Consider the following 16329-nt stretch of genomic DNA (forward strand, 5'->3'; position numbering starts at 1 on the left):
GGCGCCGCGGAGGTAGTAGTCGAGAGCGCTGATGTTCCAGCCGTTGCCCTTGGCCTTGTCGCGGACCTCACTCAGTACCTCGGTGGGTAGCAGGATCCTGTAGTTGGCCGTCGTGAGGATGTCGACGAGCAGGCTCAGTTGTCCGGATGCTGCGAAGTACAGAACGCACACCGCGTCGAGGATGTTCAGCGGCTGACGCGCAATGGCGGGGACGGCGGCGGGCTCGGCGCCTTCTTTGCTCACGCGGGGCTTGGGACGTCGGACGCTTCCCCGGTCCGGGGCCCGTCGACGATCGCGCGTGCTTCGCTCAGTATGTCCGGATCCTGGCCCAGAGCGTTCGCTGTGGCATCAGCCGACAAGAATCCGTAGCGGAATGCCTCAAGGATGCGAGACTCGACGCGCGTTGGCACCCGTTCGGCGTGACAACTCCGCTCTCGTGTCTGGTGGCGCGCCAGCGTCCCGGCGACAACGGCCGCGCTGGCGCTGGTCGGCGCCTGCTCCTTCGGGGCGGCGCCGATGTCTGCCAACGCAATCCACGCCGTTGTCGGTGAGACGCCGTACAGGTCGGCCAGGCGGCAGCCGTCATTGCGAGTCACGCGATCGTTCGGCTCGTACTGCTGTTCGGTCATCCACGCGCGAACGCCGGCTTCAGGGATCAGGAAGTTCTGCGCGAACTTCTCCGCGCGCATCTCGGTCGGTGAGTGCCGGTGGTCGTGGTCGTAAGCGTGACCATCAGCGAACAAGACGTGTGCGAGCTCGTGTGCGAAGCTGAAGCGCTGACGGACCCACGGTTCCGATGCACAAACGGCAAGGAAAGCCAGCGCTCGCTCGTCGTCGAAGGCGGCCACAGCCGAGAGGCCGTCGGGGAAATCCAGAACCGCAGCGTCGACCCCAAGGTTGTGTTCCAAGACCGCAGGGACGTCGTCCAGGGGTTCGACCCCCAGACCAAGGGCCTCTCGAAGATGTTCGGCTCGTTCCTTGCCCTGCCGGCGCGACGCGTGCGTCATAGGCTGCACAAACCGTTGCCAGACGGGGTCGTCAACGACCCGCGGCCCTAGATCCGTGAACTCGGCGACATCGTCGAGCTCTGCATCGAGCTCCATTAGCCCCAGCGCCCGCTCGGCCCGAATGCGGCCGTCCTGCTCGTCGGTTCGTCGCGCCGCCAACCGGACTCGGGCTCGGACCGGAGATCCCAGCAAGAGCCATGCCATCGACCGACTCACAGCCTGTGAGGCACGTTCAAGGAGGGTTGAGGTCACCCTGCTCGGTTCGATCCGTCCGTTCTCCATCCGCGAGTAGGTGGCCTGTGACACGCCAAGGAGCTTGGACATGTCGATTTGCGACAGGTTCGCGGCCAGGCGTGCATCGCGAAGGCGCGCACCGAACCCGCCGGCGTCAAACTGCGCCTCCGCGTCGACGGTCTGCCCTGCAACGCCCTGGCGGGCCGCTTCCTCGTCCCAGAACATGCCAGCCTCCTCTCATGTGAATAAGAGGGATACATCGCCTATTCACGTGACTCAACTCCGTCGCGGGCCGCTGAGCGCTACCAGGGGATTGGGCCGGATTCGTCTTGGAAGGTGCCGGAGGGGCCGTCAGGGGGGAGGGTGGCGTAGTGGACGACGACGGTGGCGGCTTGGGTGGCGGGGCGGGTGGCCGTGGGGGACATGTCGGTTTTGGTGTAGCCGGGGTTTACTGCGTTGACTTTGATCGGGGTTTTTCTGAGTTCGGTGGCGAAGGCGACAGTTATGGCGTTGACGGCGGTTTTCGAGGTGTTGTAGGCGAGGCCGTTCCACTCCGGGCGCCAGTCGGGGCGGCTGACGATGGTGAGGGAGCCGGCGCCGGAGGAGAGGTTGACGATTCGGCCGGCTTCGGACTTGCGTAGTAGCGGGAGGGCGGCCTGTGTGACGGCTACCAGGCCGAAGACGTTGGTGTCGTAGGTTCGTTTGAGGACGTCGAGCGGAACCTCGCTCGGCGGGCCTTCGGGTGGGGCGGTGGCGGCGTTGTTGATCAGTACGTCGAGACGCGCGAGCTGCTGGATCGCGGCCGTGACGCTGTCGGGGTCGCTGACGTCCAGGACGACGTACGACGCGTCCGCGCCCTCGGAGCGGAGTTTCTCGGCGGCTGTCCGGCCGCGCTCCTCGTCACGCGATCCGATCACCACTCGGTGGTTCAGCTGGGCCAACTGCCGGGCCACCTCGAAGCCGATGCCCTTGTTGCCGCCGGTCACCAGCGCGACCTTGCCACGGTCGGTCATAGGTCGTAGTCAACCGTGATGCGAGCGCCCTGTTCGTCGTGTTCGTAGACGACGGTGCCGGTGACGCCGGTCAGGTCGCCATCGGCCGAGCTGGTGCCGTCGAGTTCGCCGCCGCCGAAGGTCTTGCCGACCCTCGCGCGACCGAGCTGGAGCTCGCCCGCTTCGTCGTACGCCGCTTGCTCCCACTGGGTGATCTCGAAAGCCTGAGTGAACCGCATCCGTCCTCCAACCTGGTCATCCGCAGGTAGATCTATCAGACCCCGCCGACAACGTGCCGCTCTAACGGCCGCGCCCGCCGGCGGGGTCACTCCAGATCCAGACGTCGGTCCCGTCGCCGGCCGGTCGGTAGGCGAGCGCCCAGCCTTGGATGTCCTCGGCGGTCCGCCCCATTCGCCGCGCCGCGCGACGACGTTCCTCCCAGTCCTCGACGTAGAAGACCTGGCCGTGACCGGGACCACCGGACAGCCTGACAGTCCGGCGGAACTCGGCCATTCAGACCGACCGCCGACCACCCTGACCCATACTCCGATCATCGACCGCAGCACCGACAATTTTCAGCCTCAGGGGGCGAGTGACCAGTGGCGTGCGGTCGGTGGGGCCTCGATTCTCCAGGGTGGTGGGGTGGTGGGATAGACGCGAGTGCTCAGTGCGCGGCCGCCGCTCGTGAAGACCTCGACCACCGAGCCGTCGATGAAGATCCGCGCGGCCGGGCGGTCCGACGTCGGGTCGAAGGCCTGGGTTGCCTGCATTCGTCCGTCGTGGGCATGGGCGTCGAGGCTGGCCTGGCCGCGGTCGATCGTGAGGGTGTCGGCGGCCGGGTCCAGCTCGATCTCGAGCCGTTCGTAGTCATCGAAGTGCACGACCACCCGTCCTGGTCCGTCCGGTACTTCGATCTCGCACTGGGCGCCTGTGGTCACGCCGTCGGCGGGGGACCCGGAGCCGATCCGCAGGGTTTCGACGGTCGGTACCGGTGCGCTGCGGAGCGAGCCGTCCGCACCGAGTCGGACGACCCGGGGGAGTGAAATGACGCCCGCCCACCCGTCGGTCCAGCCCAGCTTGTCGCGCCCTTCGGTCAGCCAGCCGAAGAGCAGCGGCCCGAACCGGCTGTCGCGCAGTGCCGAGGCCGCGTAGAAGTTGGTGCCGTGGTCGACCCGATGCGGCAACGTCGGTACGGCGACATCGAACGACAGCACCTGGTTCGGCCCACCCTCGGGCGACCAGGACGAGACGACGGCAATCCGCCTGCCGTCGAGAGTGAGGATCTGCGGACATTCCCAGGCAGCGCCGGTGTCATCACCACCGGCGTGGCTTCGGGGCAGTTCGGCCAAGTCGTCTTCGGTCGTCCAGGTTCGCAGATCGGCCGACCGGTAGAGCCGGATGCTGGCACCTCGACCGGCGTACCCGACGCCGACCGCCATCCACCACGTGTTGTCCTCGCGCCAAACGAACGGGTCGCGGAACATGATCGCCTGCTCGGCCGGCGCCGGATCGGGGACCGCCTGGCTGGGCGGCCCGAACGTGCGGCCGCCGTCGTCCGAGACGGCGGTGAGCACCGACTGGTACGGGAGACCGTCCACTCGTCCCGAGTAGAAGGCCCGGATCCGGTCGCCGTCCCACACGGTGTTGCCGGACCAGCAGCCGTCAGTGTCCAGCCCGCCGGGATGTGGAGCCATCGCCGGCCGGTGCAGGGTCCAGCGCACATAGTCGGACGAGGTGGCGTGCCCCCACTCGACCGGCACGTCCATGTCGAGCGTCGGCCGGTACTGGAAGTACAGATGTACGTCGGAGCCCGCCTCGATCGGGCCGTTCGGGTCGTTGAGGTATCCGCGCGGCGGCCGGACGTGGAAGGCCGGGCGGAGGTGTGTCACCGCGCCGGCAGTTTGGGTCGCGGATCGGGTTCGGGTCAACGGGAAGCTCCTGCCGTGATGCCAGCGATGAAGTATCTCTGCGCGAAGATGAACAGCACTACGCTCGGCAGGATGGCGAGCACGACGCCCGCGAGCACCACCGAGATCGATCCGGTGCCGAGGTTTCCCTGCAGCCCGACCAGGCCGAGCGGCAACGTGAAGTTGTCCTGGCTCTGCAGGAAGATCAGCGGCCGGTAGAACTCAGCCCAGAAGCCGGAGAAGTTCAGGATCGCGAGGGTGGCGATCGCCGGACCGGCCATCTTGGCGTAGACCAGCAGGAACGTCTGGAAGTGGCCGGCCCCGTCGATCCGGGCCGCCTCCCCGAGCTCCTTGGGCATCTGCATGAAGTACTGGCGCATGAGGAACGTGCCGAACGCGCTGCCCAGCGCCGACACCACCAAGGACATCGGGCTGTCCGACAGTCCGAGGTACCGGATGATCACGAACACCGGGATGATGATCGTCTGCAGCGGCACCATCATGGTGGCCAGGAAGATCCCGAAGATCACCGAGCGGCCCGGGAAGCTGACCATCGCGAATGCATACCCCGACAGCGTGCAGGTGATGGTCTGGCCGACCACGATCAGCGCGGTCACGATCACGCTGTTGACGAAGAACCGGCCGATCGGGATCCGGTCGAACACCGCGCTGTAGTTGGAGAAGTCCGGATTCGTCGGGATCCACTGCGGTGGGTTGGTGAACGCCTCGGCCGGCGTCCGCAGCGACGTGGTGACCGTCCAGAGCAACGGGCCGAGGGCAATCATTGCCGCGACGACCAGCACCACGATGCCGGCGGTCCGGCCGATCCGGGCGACCGGCCCGGTCCTGTGCACTGTGCTCATTGGTAGAACACCAACTTCCGGGCCGCGAGGAACTGGAGTCCGGTGATGGCCAGGATCGCCGCCAGCAGGACGATCGCGATCGCCGAGCCGTACCCGAACTCCAGGTTCTGGAACCCCTTCTGGTACATCGAGATCGTCACCGTCGTCGTCGCCGACCCCGGTCCGCCCTTGGTCATGATGTACGGCTGGTCGAACAGTTGCATCGCGTTGATCAGGGCAACCACCGCCGCGAACAGGATGGTCGGGCTGATCAGCGGGATCTTGATCCGGAACAGGGTGCGCACGGCGCCGGCCCCGTCGATCTGCGCGGCCTCCTGGACGTCCGTGGGGACCGACATCAGCGCGGCGACGAACAGGACGAAGGTGAACCCGGCCTGCTGCCACACGGTGATCAGGACGATGGTGGTGGCCGCGCCGAACCCGCTGGTCAGCCACGGCACGTTCGAGATCCCGACCAGCCCGAGGTAGTAGTTGACGACCCCGAACTTGTAGTCGAACAGATAGCCCATGAAGATCGACACGGCGGCGGTCGACGCCAGCAACGGCAGGTAGAACGCCGTACGGAACAGGGTCCGCACCCACACCAGCTCGCGCTGGTTGACCAGGACCGCCAGGCCGAGACCGATGGTCAGCTGCAGCACGACGATGGCCAGCGACATCCCGAGCGTCACGCCGAAGGACTTGAGCACCGGTCCGTCCTCGAACAGCCGCTGGTAGTTCTCCAGCCCGACGAACTGCGGTGCGGAGATGACGTCCCAGGAGAAGAACGACAGGCCGAGGGAGGCGACGATCGGGATGGCGGTGAACACCGCGACGAACAGGACGGACAGGCCGATCATCGCGAAGCCGAAGGGTGCCTCGCGGTAGGAGGAGGGATGCCTTCGCCGCCTCGACGCGGTGGCCCGCAGCTCTGCGGTGGCGGCGGACATCAGCTGGCTCCTGCGGCCTTCTCGAGGTCGGCCTGCAACCCGTCCAGGGCCGCCTTGGCGTCGCCGGAGGAGATCGCCTGGGTGGTGCGCTGGTTGAGCGCCGTCGCCAGGGCGTTGTAGTACGGCGGGGCCGGGATGGGCGCCGTCTCGGGGTGCTTGGTCAGCGTGTCGTAGAACACCGACCAGTGCTTCGGGCCGGTCTTGGCGTACCGCTCGGCCGTCACCAGGGACTTGCGGCCGGGAGTGGTCACGTTCCCGGGGAAGACCAGGTCGAACGACTCGGGCCGCACCATCAGCTTCAGGACCTCCCAGGCGAGGTCCTTCTTCTTGGACGACTTGAAGATGGCGTAGCCGCCGGCGCCGAACAGGTGCCGCTGGCTCTTCCACTTCGGGAACATCGTGACGTCGAAGCTGCCGTTCTTCATCCCCGCGTTGGTCAGGCCGCCGGCCCAGAACCCGCCACCGATCGACATGCCGATCCGGTTCGAGGCGAACAGGCCCTGCAGCGTGCCGCCGCCACCGACGTCGGGCGACGGCGACAGTCCCTTCTTGGTCAGCTGGATCATGTAGTCGAGCGCCTCGACGGTGCCCGCCGAGTTGGCGGTCGGAGCGCCCCACTTCCAGCCGCCCTTGCGGCCCGCGGCGGCCGGGTTGCCGGCGTATGCCTTGTTCCACAGCCAGTCGCCGCCGTCGTACTTGCCCTCCTCGAGCAGGTTGGCGTTGTTGGCGTACATGAACGACGTCCAGCTGCCCCACAGCCGCACGACCCAGCCGAACGCGTTGACACCGCCGAACTTGGCGATCTTGGTCGCCGCCGACTCGAAGTCGTCGAGCGTCCAGTCGTCACTCGGGGGCGCGACCCCGGCCCGCTGGAACAGGCTGGTGCTGTAGAACATGTTCCCGGCGTTGTAGCTGTCCGGCAGCTCCCACAGGTGTCCCTGGTACATCATCGACTCGACCAGTGCCGGGTGGATGTCGGCGAAGTAGGTCTTCAGCGCGTCCAGGTCCTTGGTGACGTAGTCGTCGAGCGGGATCGCCAGTTCCTTGGACGCCATCAGCTGCAGGCCCTCGGTGGCGACGCTGATGATGTCCGGCGGGGTGCCGGCCGCGATCTGGGTCAGCACCTTGGCGAGGAAGTCGTTCCAGTCGGTGCCGTTGATGGCCGAGATCTCGAACTTGATACTCGCGTCGAGTTTGGTGATCTCCGGCTGCAACCGGTTCTGCAGCTGCGTCGCCTGTGCCTGCTCGCCGAAGTACAGCATCTTGAGTGTCTTCGACGACGAGCCGCTGCTGTTGCCGCAGGCGGCCAGATCGGCCAGCGCAGCCAGCCCGAGGCCGCCGACTCCGGCCTTCAGCAGGGTCCGGCGAGCGACGGAGCTACCGGGTGTATTGATGCCTGTCATGGGTCTGCCTCCTTGACCGCTGGGTGGCCCGGCGTGCCACCCAATACGTATTGACCGGCGACGGTAGCAGCGGTGTACGGTAGGACGCAATACGTATTGGCCCATGCTGTGATATTGATTTGGTGCGACCGCGGCGACGGTGCCGCCGACCGTGAAGGGGGACCATGGCGAAGGATCCGGCCGGCCGGCCGAAACGCATCACGATGACCGACGTCGCGCGCCGCGCGGGCGTTTCGCAGCCCACCGTCTCGTTCGTGCTGAACGACCGCCGCGACGTCGCGGTCGCCGAGGAGACCAGGCGCCGGGTGCTCCAAGCCGCGGCCGAGTTGGACTTCGTGCCCAACCGGGCCGCGCAGCTGCTGCGGTCGAACCGGTCGTACACGATCGGCGTGGTGACCAACGGGATCGTCTCCCAGCCGTACGCCGGTCTGATCGTGCTCGGTATCCAGCAGGTCGTCCAGCCGGCCGGCTACGTGTGCATGGTCGTCGACACGACGGGCGACCCGCGGCAGGGTGACGATGCGGTGGCGAGCCTGTTGGGCCAGGGGGTCGCCGCGATCCTGTACGCCTCGCTCTCGCCCAAGCCGCTGCACCGCAGCGCGCGGCTGGACGGGATCCGGACGATCTTCGTGAACTGCTGGCCCGAGGAAGGCCATGCCGACACAGTGCTGCTCGCCGACGAGTACGGCGGCGGTCGTGCGGCCGCTGCGTCGGTGTTCAGCCGAGGACACCGTGAGGTGGCCTTCCTGGGCGGCCCGCGCAGCGACTACGCCTGCAAGGAACGCCGGCGCGGTTTCGCCGACGCCGCTCGCGAGGCGGGTCTGCGCCCGAGTGACCTGGTCCAGCGGTTCGGCGACTACTCGATCGGCTCCGGGTACGACCTGGCATCCGAAGTGGTGCTGGAGCACCGCCCGACCGCGCTCGTGTGCGGCAACGACCGGATGGCGATCGGTGCGCTGCTGGCCTTGCACGCCCTGGGGCTTGACTGTCCGCGCGACGTCAGCATCGTCGGTTTCGACGACCAGCCTGATGTCGCGGACCAGGTCCGTCCGCGACTGACCACGGCCGCGTTGCCGCACCTGATGCTGGGCCGCCAGGCCGGCGAGCTGGTGCTGGCCGATCCCGACGGCGCGCCCGAGCGGATCACCGTGGACTGCGACCTGATCGAGCGCGAGTCGGTCGGCGATCCGCCGCGGCGGCGCCGGCGGCCGGCGGCAGGGCGTCGTACATGATCAACGAATCCCTGCACTGGCGGCCTCGCTCTGGCTACGTCGGTGACGTCATCCCCTTCAGCCACGCCGGCCGCATCTGGCTGTTCTACTTGCTGGACGAGCGACCGGACGACCCGGCAGCGGGACCGTCCGGGATGCCGTGGGCGCTGGTGTCGACCACCGACTTCGTGCAGTACGTCGACCACGGCGTCGTACTGCACGGCGGTGACAGGGATGCCGTCGACTTCGACTGCTACACGGGGTGCGTGATCTCGGACGGCGACCGGCTGCATCTGTTCTACACCGGCCACAACCCGCGCATCGGGACAGACGCAGGTTCCTTTCAGGTGGTGTGCCACGCGACCAGCGACGGCGATCCGACGCAGTGGACCAAGCATCCCGACCACACCTTCGGCGCGCCGCCGGGGTATCTGGCCCAGGACTGGCGCGACCCCTTCGTGTTCCGGACGGCCGACGATGAACCGTGGCACATGGTGCTGGCGGCCCGGTACGACGAGGGGCCGGACCGGCGGCGTGGTGTCGTCGCCCGGCTCACCTCACCGGATCTGCAGAAGTGGACGATCGCCGAGCCGCTGTGGCAGCCGCACCGGTACATCACCCAGGAATGTCCCGATGTGTTCCAGTGGGGCGACTGGTGGTACCTGGTGTACTCCGAGTTCAGCGATGCGTTCCAGACGCGGTACCGGGTTGCCCGTCATCCGGACGGCCCCTGGTCGGCTCCCAGCCGCGACACCGTGGACGGTCGAGCGTTCTACGCGGCCAAGTCGGTGGACCATCAGGGGCGACGCTTCTTCGTCGGCTGGATCCCTACAAAACAAGGGCGATCCGATGCTGGCCGATGGGAATGGGCCGGCACGCTGGCTGTGCTGGAGGCGCGTCAGGAGGCTGACGGCAGCCTCGCGTTCGGTTTCCCGGCGGAGGTTGTGGGGGCTCACTCCGACCCACATCCGGTGTCGCTGGCTCCGCTTGACGATGCGGCCTCCGAGCCTGGTCAAGGTGCAGTCGACCGGTACGCGGCATGGATCGGCGATCCACTGCCTGACAGCTGTCTGATCGAGTTGACGGTCGAGGTTGCCCCGGACACGCAGGCGCTTGGACTGCTGCTGCACTCCAGCGCTGACGGCGAGGAAGCCGCCGTACTCCGGCTCGAGCCTCAACGAGACCGCATCGTTTTCGACCGCTGGCCGCGGCAGCGGACCGGCCCGGCCCAGTGGCACGTCGACGGCGACGTCCCGCACGTGGTCGAGCTCGAACGCCCTTGCCCGCTCCCGCCCGGCAGCCACACCGTCCAGGTGATCCTCGATGGCACGACCGGGCAGGTGGTCGTCGACGACCGCGTCGCCCTGAGCTTCCGCCTCTACGACCACCGCCGAGGTCACCTCGGTCTCTTCGTCACGGACGGCGCCTTCGCCCTCCGCAGTCTCACCGTCGCTGCCCGCCGCTAGCCGCGGAGTGCGACTCGCGGCGGCTGGTAAGCGCTTGCCGGTGTGGCATAGGGTGAGGGGAGTCGAAGCGACGCCGAGTCGGAGGAGTACGGGTGACTTCCACGCAAGCTGTCAGGTTCGCCGCCATCGGGCTTGACCACGCGCACATCTTCGGTCAGATCGCGGGCCTGGTCGGGGCCGGTGCGGAGTTCGTCGGGATGGCGACCGACGATCCGTCGGCCGCGATCGCGACCCGGGTCCGGGAGCGGTACCCGGAGGTTCCGATGGCCGACAGTCCGGACGACCTGATCGGACGGGACGGGATCGACCTGATCGTGACCGCCGCCGTACCGGATCGACGCGGGCCGATCGCCGTCGCGGCCTTGCGGGCCGGCAGGGACGTCGTCACCGACAAGCCCGGCTGCGTCAGTTTCGATCAGCTCGAGGAGATCGAGAAGGCGGTCAGCCAGAGCGGGCGGTTCTGGTCGGTGACGTTCTCGGAGCGGTTCGAGGTGCCGAGTGTGATCAAGGCCGGCGAGTTGGTCCGCGAGGGCCGGATCGGGACGGTGGTGCAGACGATCGGGATCGGGCCGCACCGGATCGGGGACCGCGGCCACCTCGGCGGCGGGGCCGGCCGCCCGGACTGGTTCTACGACAAGAACCGGTACGGCGGCATCCTGACCGACATCGCCTCCCACCAGATCGACCAGTTCCTCTGGCTCACCGGCGCACGGACCGCCGAGGTCGTGGCCAGCACGGTCGGGAACTTCGCCAACCCCGACGAGCCGGGCCTGCAGGACTTCGGTGAGATCCTGCTGCGCAGTGACCACGCCCAGGCCTACATCCGGGTCGACTGGTACACGCCGGACGGTCTGCCGACCTGGGGTGACGGCCGCCTGATGATTCTCGGCACCGACGGCTACATCGAGCTGCGCAAGTACGTCGACATCGCGGGCCGGGACGGTGGCGACCACCTCTTCCTGGTCAATCACGAAGGTACGCAGCACATCGACTGCTCGCAGGTCGAGACGACGTACTATCCGGACCTGGTGCGCGACGTCCGGGAACGGACCAGCTCGGCCGCGCCGCAGGAGCACACGTTCGAGACCATGCGCCTGGCCTTGACCGCCCAGCAGCAGGCAACGGTCCGCGGAGCTGCGCGATGATCCAGTGCGCCGGGTGGCACGATTGACGGATGGATGGGGCTCGCGGGCTGCTCGAGGCGGAACGTCAGCAGGCGCTCCGGCGGCTCGCGGCTCTGACCGGCGACTTCAACGAGGTTGTCGCGGCCTCGCGGGACGCCAATGCCGACGACGAGCACGATCCTGAGGGTGCGACGATCGCGTTCGAGAGGTCGCAGGTCGCAGCGCTCGTGCTGCAGGTTCAGGGCCACTTGGTAGAGGTCGAGGCGGCGATCGAACGGTTGGCGGCCGCGACGTACGGGGTCTGTGAGCGGTGCGGCCAACCGATCGCCCCGGCCCGGCTGGAGGCGAGACCGACTGCGCGTACCTGCATCGGCTGCGCCTGAACCGTCGCCCCTCGTCAGCCGAGGGCGGTGATCGCGTCCACGAGCCTGGTCCAGTACGCCGTACTGTCGAGCTCGACCGCGACCCGGGCATTGGCGGGGCGGCCGGTGTAGTGATGCAGGTCGACCACTGTGGCGCCGGCCGTCCATTCGCCGGCGGTCTCGATCACCACGTTGGCGTCGACGCAGCGGACGATCGCCGGATCGATGACTCTGGCGACCGCGACAGGGTCGTGCAACGGCGGTGCGGTGAACCCCCACAGTCGCCGGTACGTCGAGGCGAAGAACGTCATCCACTCGACGCAGATGCGCGCCAACGACGTACCGATTCCGGCAAACGCGGCGAGGACGTCGTCGGTCACCAGCGCCTGGTGGGTGACGTTGAGCCCGCACATGGTGAACGGGACCCCGGACCGCAGCACCTGATCCGCCGCCTCGGGGTCGACGAAGCAGTTCGCCTCGGCGTACGGCGTGACGTTGCCGCGCTCGGTCGATCCGCCCATCCACACGATCTGAGCGATGTTCGCCTGCAGCTCCGGGCGAGCGGCGAGCAGCCCGGCGATGTTCGTCAGCGCGCCGGTTGCCACAATCGTGACCGGCGCATCGTGCTTCGTCAGTACGTCGACCAGCAGCTCCCCAGCCGTGGACGCCGCCTCGGGCACCTCCGGCTCGCCGTCGAACAACGGCCCGTCCAGCCCGCTCTCGCCATGCACGTCATCGGCAATACGCAACGGCCGAACCAACGGCCGGTCAGCCCCACGAGCAACCGGAATGTCCGACACGCCCGCCAGAGACAACACCCGACGAGCGTTCAGCGTGCACTTCTCAACCGTCTGATTCCCCGCCACCGTCGTCACCCCGAGCAGCTCCAGGGCCGGATCCGCCACGGCCAGCAACAACGCCATCGCATCGTCATGCCCAGGATCACAATCAACCATCACCGGACTGCCCACCCACCCAGCCTAGTCGGGTATCAGCCTGCGAGCGGTTGCTGGCAGCAACATTCGGCTTGATGGTGTGGGGCCGAGATCTGTCTCCGTTGCCGGGCCGCAGTGAAGCTCTATGCCATGTCTCGCCGGGGGCGGAGCGGGTACGGTCGGTCCATGGTCTTGTCCGCACGGAATCGTCGGCGTAACTGGTGGGCCGTGGTTGGTGCGGTCGTTCTGGTCATCGCCAACGCGGTGTGGGCCGGGTTGGCCGGCGGCTCGGAATGGACAGACCCGGCAATCGTCCTTGCGCCAGTCGCTGCGTTGATCGGGGCATTTGCTGGGTATGGAGTCGCGATGCTTGTGGAGCGACGTACCCGTTAGAGCCCCGTCATGCCCGGTCCTGGTGATTCAGTGATCCTTTGCGCCGGATCGTTCGGTGCCGTACAGGCCAGGTGCCTGGACTCCCGGGTTGATGATCCTGTGGTCGTCGTAGGCGACGAGTAGTCGACGAAGCCGCCCGTCATCACGCTCCCCGCAGTCGACCACGGCGAGCCGCTGCGCGTGCGGCTTCCCCGGCGCGCGATTCGTTCGGTCGACCACGAGTGAGCACAAGTGCGGGGCGGTCGCGCCGCGTGGGTTGACTACATCAGCCCTCGCAGCAGGAGCGGTGGAGCCATTCGGGTTCGTGCCACCAGTAGGTGGGGTTGTGGGCGTGCGCCTCGGCGCGGGTGAGGGGCTTTGGGCTGGCGAGGGTGGTTGGGGCGGTGGCGTATGGCTTGAGGAGGTCGGCGACAGTGTGCAGGGTGCCGGCGATCATGACTTGGTCTACTGCGGCTGCGGCTCGGATGTCGGCTAGGGGGTTGCCGGTGATGAAGGAGAGGTCGGCTTGGGCGCCGGGCTTGATGACGCCGAGTTTGTCCTCGAGGTTGAGCCAGCGCGCGGGATTGCGGGTCGCGGTGGTGAGGGCCTCGTACGGCGTGAAGCCGCCGGCGACCATGGAGCGCAGGTTGGCGTGGAGTGAGATCGCGATGTTGTCGAGTGGCGTGTCGGTGCCGGAGATGACGAAGCCTCCGCCACGGTGGATCCGCAGGACCATGTCGACGTTGCCGCGGAGCAGTTCGCGCGTCGTCGCACCCGCCGGCCCCTTGGCGGTATTCACTTCGCTCAGCAACGCGTCGTACTCCCAGCTTGGGAAGAGCGTCGTCGTACGGCGGTCAGTCAGCAGGGACGGGTCGTCCACGTGGGCCATCGTCGAGTTGAACAGGGTCGGCGTGACGGACAGCCCGGCCTTGGTGAACAGCGTGACGACATCCGCGTACGCGCGTCCGAGCCGGCTGACCGTGTGCGAGTACCCGAGCCGGTTCGTCGCGCCGGTGTGCTCCATGCCGTCCATGCCGAGGTGCTCGGCCGGGTAGAGGTAGTGCGACGACAGCTGCAGCCCGAGGCGGTGTACGGCGGCGATCGCACGCCGCTGGTACTCGATGGGCAACCGCACATAGGTCTTCACGAGGTCGTACGCGAGCCCTTCGACGCGGTCGATCTCCAGACCGAGCTGCCGCAAGGAGAGCGTCGGGCGCATGAAGTTGTAGTAGACCCGCGACCCGTCGATCGCTTCACCGGTCGCGAAGTACCGCGGCCCGAGCAGCGACCCGTGCGCCAGCGCCTCCCGCGTCTCCTGCATCTGGTAGACCGGATCGCCCGGCGAACGCGTGGTCGTGATGCCGTAGGACAACCACAGGTTGCCCTGCCGAGCACCCCACGCGCGTCCGCGCAGGTGCCAGTGGTTGTGCGCATCGATCAGCCCGGGCATCACGGTCAGATGCTTCGCGTCGATGTCCGCCTTGCCCTGGTGCGGCCGTACGGCGGCGATCCGCGAGCCGTCCAGTACGACGTCCACGTCCCGCCGGAGCGTGGTCGCGCGGCCGTCCCACAGTGCGCCGGCGTGGATCGTGACGTGCTGGTTGATCGTTGCGCGGCGCCAGTGCAGGTCGAGTTTGACGGTCTGTGGGCGGGAGCCGGTGACTGTGGTGCGGCGAAGGCGGCCGTTGTTCAGGTAGAGCAGGGTGGTGTTGTCCTGCCAGACCGGTGAGTCGGTGACCTCGTCTGTGACAGCTCGTGGGTCGGCCGTGAAGCGTCCGCGGGTGTCGACGGGAGCGACGTACAGGAGGCTCTCGACGACGAAGGCGAGCCACTTGCCGTCGGGGGAGAAGACCGGGCCGTCGTCGCCGCGGGTGGCGAGGGAGCGGAACGGCATGGGTTCGACGTACTCCAGGGCGGTCGTTTCGACGTCGACGTACAGGAGTTGGCTGGTGCCTTCGCGGAAACGCTTGGAGAACGGCTTGACCGCGGCGAGCACGATGGTCCGCCCGTCCTGCGACCAGCTCACCCGGCCGGGCTGGAACAGCGTCGGGGTCAGTTGGCGGACCTGGCCCGACGCGAGGTCGAGCGTCCAGGCGATGCCGTCCTGGTCCTGGTATGCGACCTGCTTGCCGTCGGGGGAGAACCGCGGCGCAGTCTGTGCCCCGGGTAACGACGATAGCTTGCTGTCTGCACCGGTCTTCAGGTCGTGCAGCCACAGGTCGGCGGTGCCGTCGCGATCGCTGGCGTAGAGCAGCTTCGTCCCGTCCGGGGAGAAGTCGGGGTCGGAGTTGAAGTAGCCATCGGCAACCAGCTTGCGGGGTTGGCCGCGGCCGTTCGTTGCCGCCAGCCACAATGCGTTCAGCGCCCGGAAAGCGACCCATTTGCCGTCGGGGGAGACGGTGGGGCTCGCGATGCCCCGGACTTGCCGCCGCGCGGTCGACTCGAGGTCCGGCGCCTTCGGTCGCGGCCGCTTCGACGTCACCGGCACGGTCGCGGTGAACGGTACGACGGTGGGCGCGCCGTCGGCCAGGTGACGCAGGACGTGGCCGTCGGCGGTGTAGTACAGCGCGGATCCCCACGACGGTGGGACCGCGAAGACGTCCTTGCCATTGGTGACTTTCTGATTGTTGACAATCAGATCGCAGACCGGGCCGGCGAGTCGGACGTAGGCGAGCTGGCCGGTGGGGGAGTAGGCCGGGCCGTAGACGGTGCTGCCGGTCTGGGCGGGGACGAGGGTGGTGCGGGTGCCGGCTTTGAGGTCGAGCTCGACGATGGCTGCTGCGTCCACGGTGAAGGCGATCCTGGTGCCGTCGGCGGATACGGCCGGCTCGGCTTCCTCGGTCGTGTCGTCGGTGAGGGCGACGATCGTGCCGCTGGTGAGCTCGAGGCGGTGGATACCGTAGCTGCCGTTGCCGCCACGGTCCGAGGAGAAGACGACGTACCGGCCGTCGGGCGTGTAGTGCGGCTCGCGGTGGTCGTAGCGGCCGGTGGTCAGTTGGCGGAGATCGGTGCCGTCGGCGTTGATCGTCCAGAGGTGGAAGTTGCCGTCGCGGTATGACTGGAAGACGAGTCGTTGGCCGTCGGGCGACCAGCGCGGGCGGGTCGCGTCCTGGAGGTCGTCGGTCAGGCGCCGGGACACGCCGCCGGCGGCCGGTGTCACCCAGATCGCGGTGACCAGGTCGAAGGCTAGCCAGTTCCCGTCAGGCGACACGGACACCATGAAGTTGGTGCCCTCGGTGAGCACGGCCTGGTTGGCGGCCGTGGTCGTTGCTGCCTGCGTTGTGGTGGCACCTGCTGCTTCGGTGGCGGTGTGCAGCGCGCCGGCCGCGGCGGCACCGCCGCTGAGCTGGAGAGCGCGACGCCGGGAGATGCTCCACGAACCGGGCGCTTCGAGTTCGGTGTGGTCCACGGTCGGTCCAATCCCTCGGGGGCGGTGGGGCGCCACCGAATCTGCCAGTACCGTCACGACTGCACGATCCTGACCGGCGCGTCGAGCGCCGAGCGGCCCCTGTACTGCGACGAAC

At 67.9% G+C, this 16329-nt stretch carries 14 protein-coding genes; 4 read left to right on the plus strand and 10 right to left on the minus strand.

All coding sequences use genetic code 11. The annotated features are described in order from the left end of the window. Nucleotides 1-239: 239 nt before the first annotated feature. The 8 genes from ACIBGM_RS18595 to ACIBGM_RS18630 all read right to left on the minus strand — a co-directional run bounded on the left by ACIBGM_RS18595 (nucleotide 240) and on the right by ACIBGM_RS18630 (nucleotide 7335). The gene (locus ACIBGM_RS18595; protein ID WP_396386273.1) at nucleotides 240-1466 is read right to left on the minus strand and encodes a helix-turn-helix domain-containing protein; all 1227 of its coding nucleotides are present in this window, start codon (nucleotides 1464-1466) and stop codon (nucleotides 240-242) included. A gap of 77 nt (nucleotides 1467-1543) precedes the next feature. Next, entirely contained in the window at nucleotides 1544-2254 is a 711-nt protein-coding gene (locus ACIBGM_RS18600; RefSeq protein WP_360530037.1) for an SDR family oxidoreductase, read from the minus strand. After that, nucleotides 2251-2472: a hypothetical protein gene (locus ACIBGM_RS18605; protein ID WP_396386274.1), complete on the minus strand. Its 222-nt coding sequence runs from the start codon at nucleotides 2470-2472 to the stop codon at nucleotides 2251-2253. The genes ACIBGM_RS18600 and ACIBGM_RS18605 overlap by 4 nt, the downstream gene beginning before the upstream one ends. Nucleotides 2473-2533: 61 nt before the next feature. Next, nucleotides 2534-2746, minus strand: a complete 213-nt coding sequence (locus ACIBGM_RS18610; RefSeq protein WP_360530043.1) for a hypothetical protein — start codon at nucleotides 2744-2746, stop codon at nucleotides 2534-2536. A 68-nt stretch (nucleotides 2747-2814) separates the two neighbouring features. Further along, the gene (locus ACIBGM_RS18615; RefSeq protein WP_396386275.1) at nucleotides 2815-4122 is read right to left on the minus strand and encodes a glycoside hydrolase family 32 protein; all 1308 of its coding nucleotides are present in this window, start codon (nucleotides 4120-4122) and stop codon (nucleotides 2815-2817) included. Between the two features lie 35 nt (nucleotides 4123-4157). Beyond that, nucleotides 4158-5003, minus strand: coding sequence for a carbohydrate ABC transporter permease (locus tag ACIBGM_RS18620; protein ID WP_360530049.1), 846 nt, complete (start codon nucleotides 5001-5003; stop codon nucleotides 4158-4160). Then, nucleotides 5000-5932 carry a sugar ABC transporter permease gene (locus ACIBGM_RS18625; protein WP_360530052.1) on the minus strand — a complete coding sequence of 311 codons (933 nt, stop codon included), beginning with the start codon at nucleotides 5930-5932 and terminating at the stop codon, nucleotides 5000-5002. Before ACIBGM_RS18625 ends, ACIBGM_RS18620 begins: the two co-directional genes overlap by 4 nt. After that, the gene (locus ACIBGM_RS18630; protein ID WP_360530055.1) at nucleotides 5932-7335 is read right to left on the minus strand and encodes a sugar ABC transporter substrate-binding protein; all 1404 of its coding nucleotides are present in this window, start codon (nucleotides 7333-7335) and stop codon (nucleotides 5932-5934) included. Before ACIBGM_RS18630 ends, ACIBGM_RS18625 begins: the two co-directional genes overlap by 1 nt. A 164-nt stretch (nucleotides 7336-7499) precedes the next feature. On the opposite strand from ACIBGM_RS18630, the gene ACIBGM_RS18635 reads away from it, so the two are divergent. The 4 genes from ACIBGM_RS18635 to ACIBGM_RS18650 all read left to right on the plus strand — a co-directional run bounded on the left by ACIBGM_RS18635 (nucleotide 7500) and on the right by ACIBGM_RS18650 (nucleotide 11519). Beyond that, entirely contained in the window at nucleotides 7500-8567 is a 1068-nt protein-coding gene (locus ACIBGM_RS18635) for a LacI family DNA-binding transcriptional regulator (protein WP_360530058.1), read from the plus strand. Further along, nucleotides 8564-10012, plus strand: coding sequence for a GH32 C-terminal domain-containing protein (locus ACIBGM_RS18640; protein ID WP_360530061.1), 1449 nt, complete (start codon nucleotides 8564-8566; stop codon nucleotides 10010-10012). Before ACIBGM_RS18635 ends, ACIBGM_RS18640 begins: the two co-directional genes overlap by 4 nt. Nucleotides 10013-10104: 92 nt before the next feature. Next, entirely contained in the window at nucleotides 10105-11157 is a 1053-nt protein-coding gene (locus ACIBGM_RS18645; RefSeq protein WP_396386276.1) for a Gfo/Idh/MocA family protein, read from the plus strand. A 29-nt stretch (nucleotides 11158-11186) separates the two neighbouring features. Then, a complete protein-coding gene (locus tag ACIBGM_RS18650; protein ID WP_396386277.1) occupies nucleotides 11187-11519 on the plus strand; it encodes a TraR/DksA family transcriptional regulator in 333 nt (110 codons plus the stop codon). A gap of 14 nt (nucleotides 11520-11533) precedes the next feature. Here the strand turns inward: ACIBGM_RS18650 and ACIBGM_RS18655 are convergent, their stop codons facing one another. Beyond that, nucleotides 11534-12454 (minus strand): nucleoside hydrolase, encoded by a 921-nt coding sequence (locus ACIBGM_RS18655; RefSeq protein ID WP_396386496.1) that lies wholly within the window; start codon nucleotides 12452-12454, stop codon nucleotides 11534-11536. Between the two features lie 637 nt (nucleotides 12455-13091). After that, complete coding sequence (locus ACIBGM_RS18660) at nucleotides 13092-16214, minus strand: DPP IV N-terminal domain-containing protein (RefSeq protein ID WP_396386278.1); 3123 nt, start codon at nucleotides 16212-16214, stop codon at nucleotides 13092-13094. Nucleotides 16215-16329 lie beyond the last annotated feature (115 nt).

Origin of the sequence: Kribbella sp. NPDC050470 (genome assembly GCF_044458365.1) — a bacterium.
Lineage (GTDB): Bacteria > Actinomycetota > Actinomycetes > Propionibacteriales > Kribbellaceae > Kribbella.

Bases quoted from the DNA above. Each gene is read 5' to 3' on its own strand.
- ACIBGM_RS18655 (WP_396386496.1), bottom strand. From the start codon at position 12,454: ATGGTTGATTGTGATCCTGGGCATGACGATGCGATGGCGTTGTTGCTG.
- ACIBGM_RS18605 (WP_396386274.1), bottom strand. From the start codon at position 2,472: ATGCGGTTCACTCAGGCTTTCGAGATCACCCAGTGGGAGCAAGCGGCG.
- ACIBGM_RS18595 (WP_396386273.1), bottom strand. From the start codon at position 1,466: ATGTTCTGGGACGAGGAAGCGGCCCGCCAGGGCGTTGCAGGGCAGACC.
- ACIBGM_RS18600 (WP_360530037.1), bottom strand. From the start codon at position 2,254: ATGACCGACCGTGGCAAGGTCGCGCTGGTGACCGGCGGCAACAAGGGC.
- ACIBGM_RS18610 (WP_360530043.1), bottom strand. From the start codon at position 2,746: ATGGCCGAGTTCCGCCGGACTGTCAGGCTGTCCGGTGGTCCCGGTCAC.
- ACIBGM_RS18625 (WP_360530052.1), bottom strand. From the start codon at position 5,932: ATGTCCGCCGCCACCGCAGAGCTGCGGGCCACCGCGTCGAGGCGGCGA.
- ACIBGM_RS18635 (WP_360530058.1), top strand. From the start codon at position 7,500: ATGGCGAAGGATCCGGCCGGCCGGCCGAAACGCATCACGATGACCGAC.
- ACIBGM_RS18630 (WP_360530055.1), bottom strand. From the start codon at position 7,335: ATGACAGGCATCAATACACCCGGTAGCTCCGTCGCTCGCCGGACCCTG.
- ACIBGM_RS18640 (WP_360530061.1), top strand. From the start codon at position 8,564: ATGATCAACGAATCCCTGCACTGGCGGCCTCGCTCTGGCTACGTCGGT.
- ACIBGM_RS18620 (WP_360530049.1), bottom strand. From the start codon at position 5,003: ATGAGCACAGTGCACAGGACCGGGCCGGTCGCCCGGATCGGCCGGACC.
- ACIBGM_RS18650 (WP_396386277.1), top strand. From the start codon at position 11,187: ATGGATGGGGCTCGCGGGCTGCTCGAGGCGGAACGTCAGCAGGCGCTC.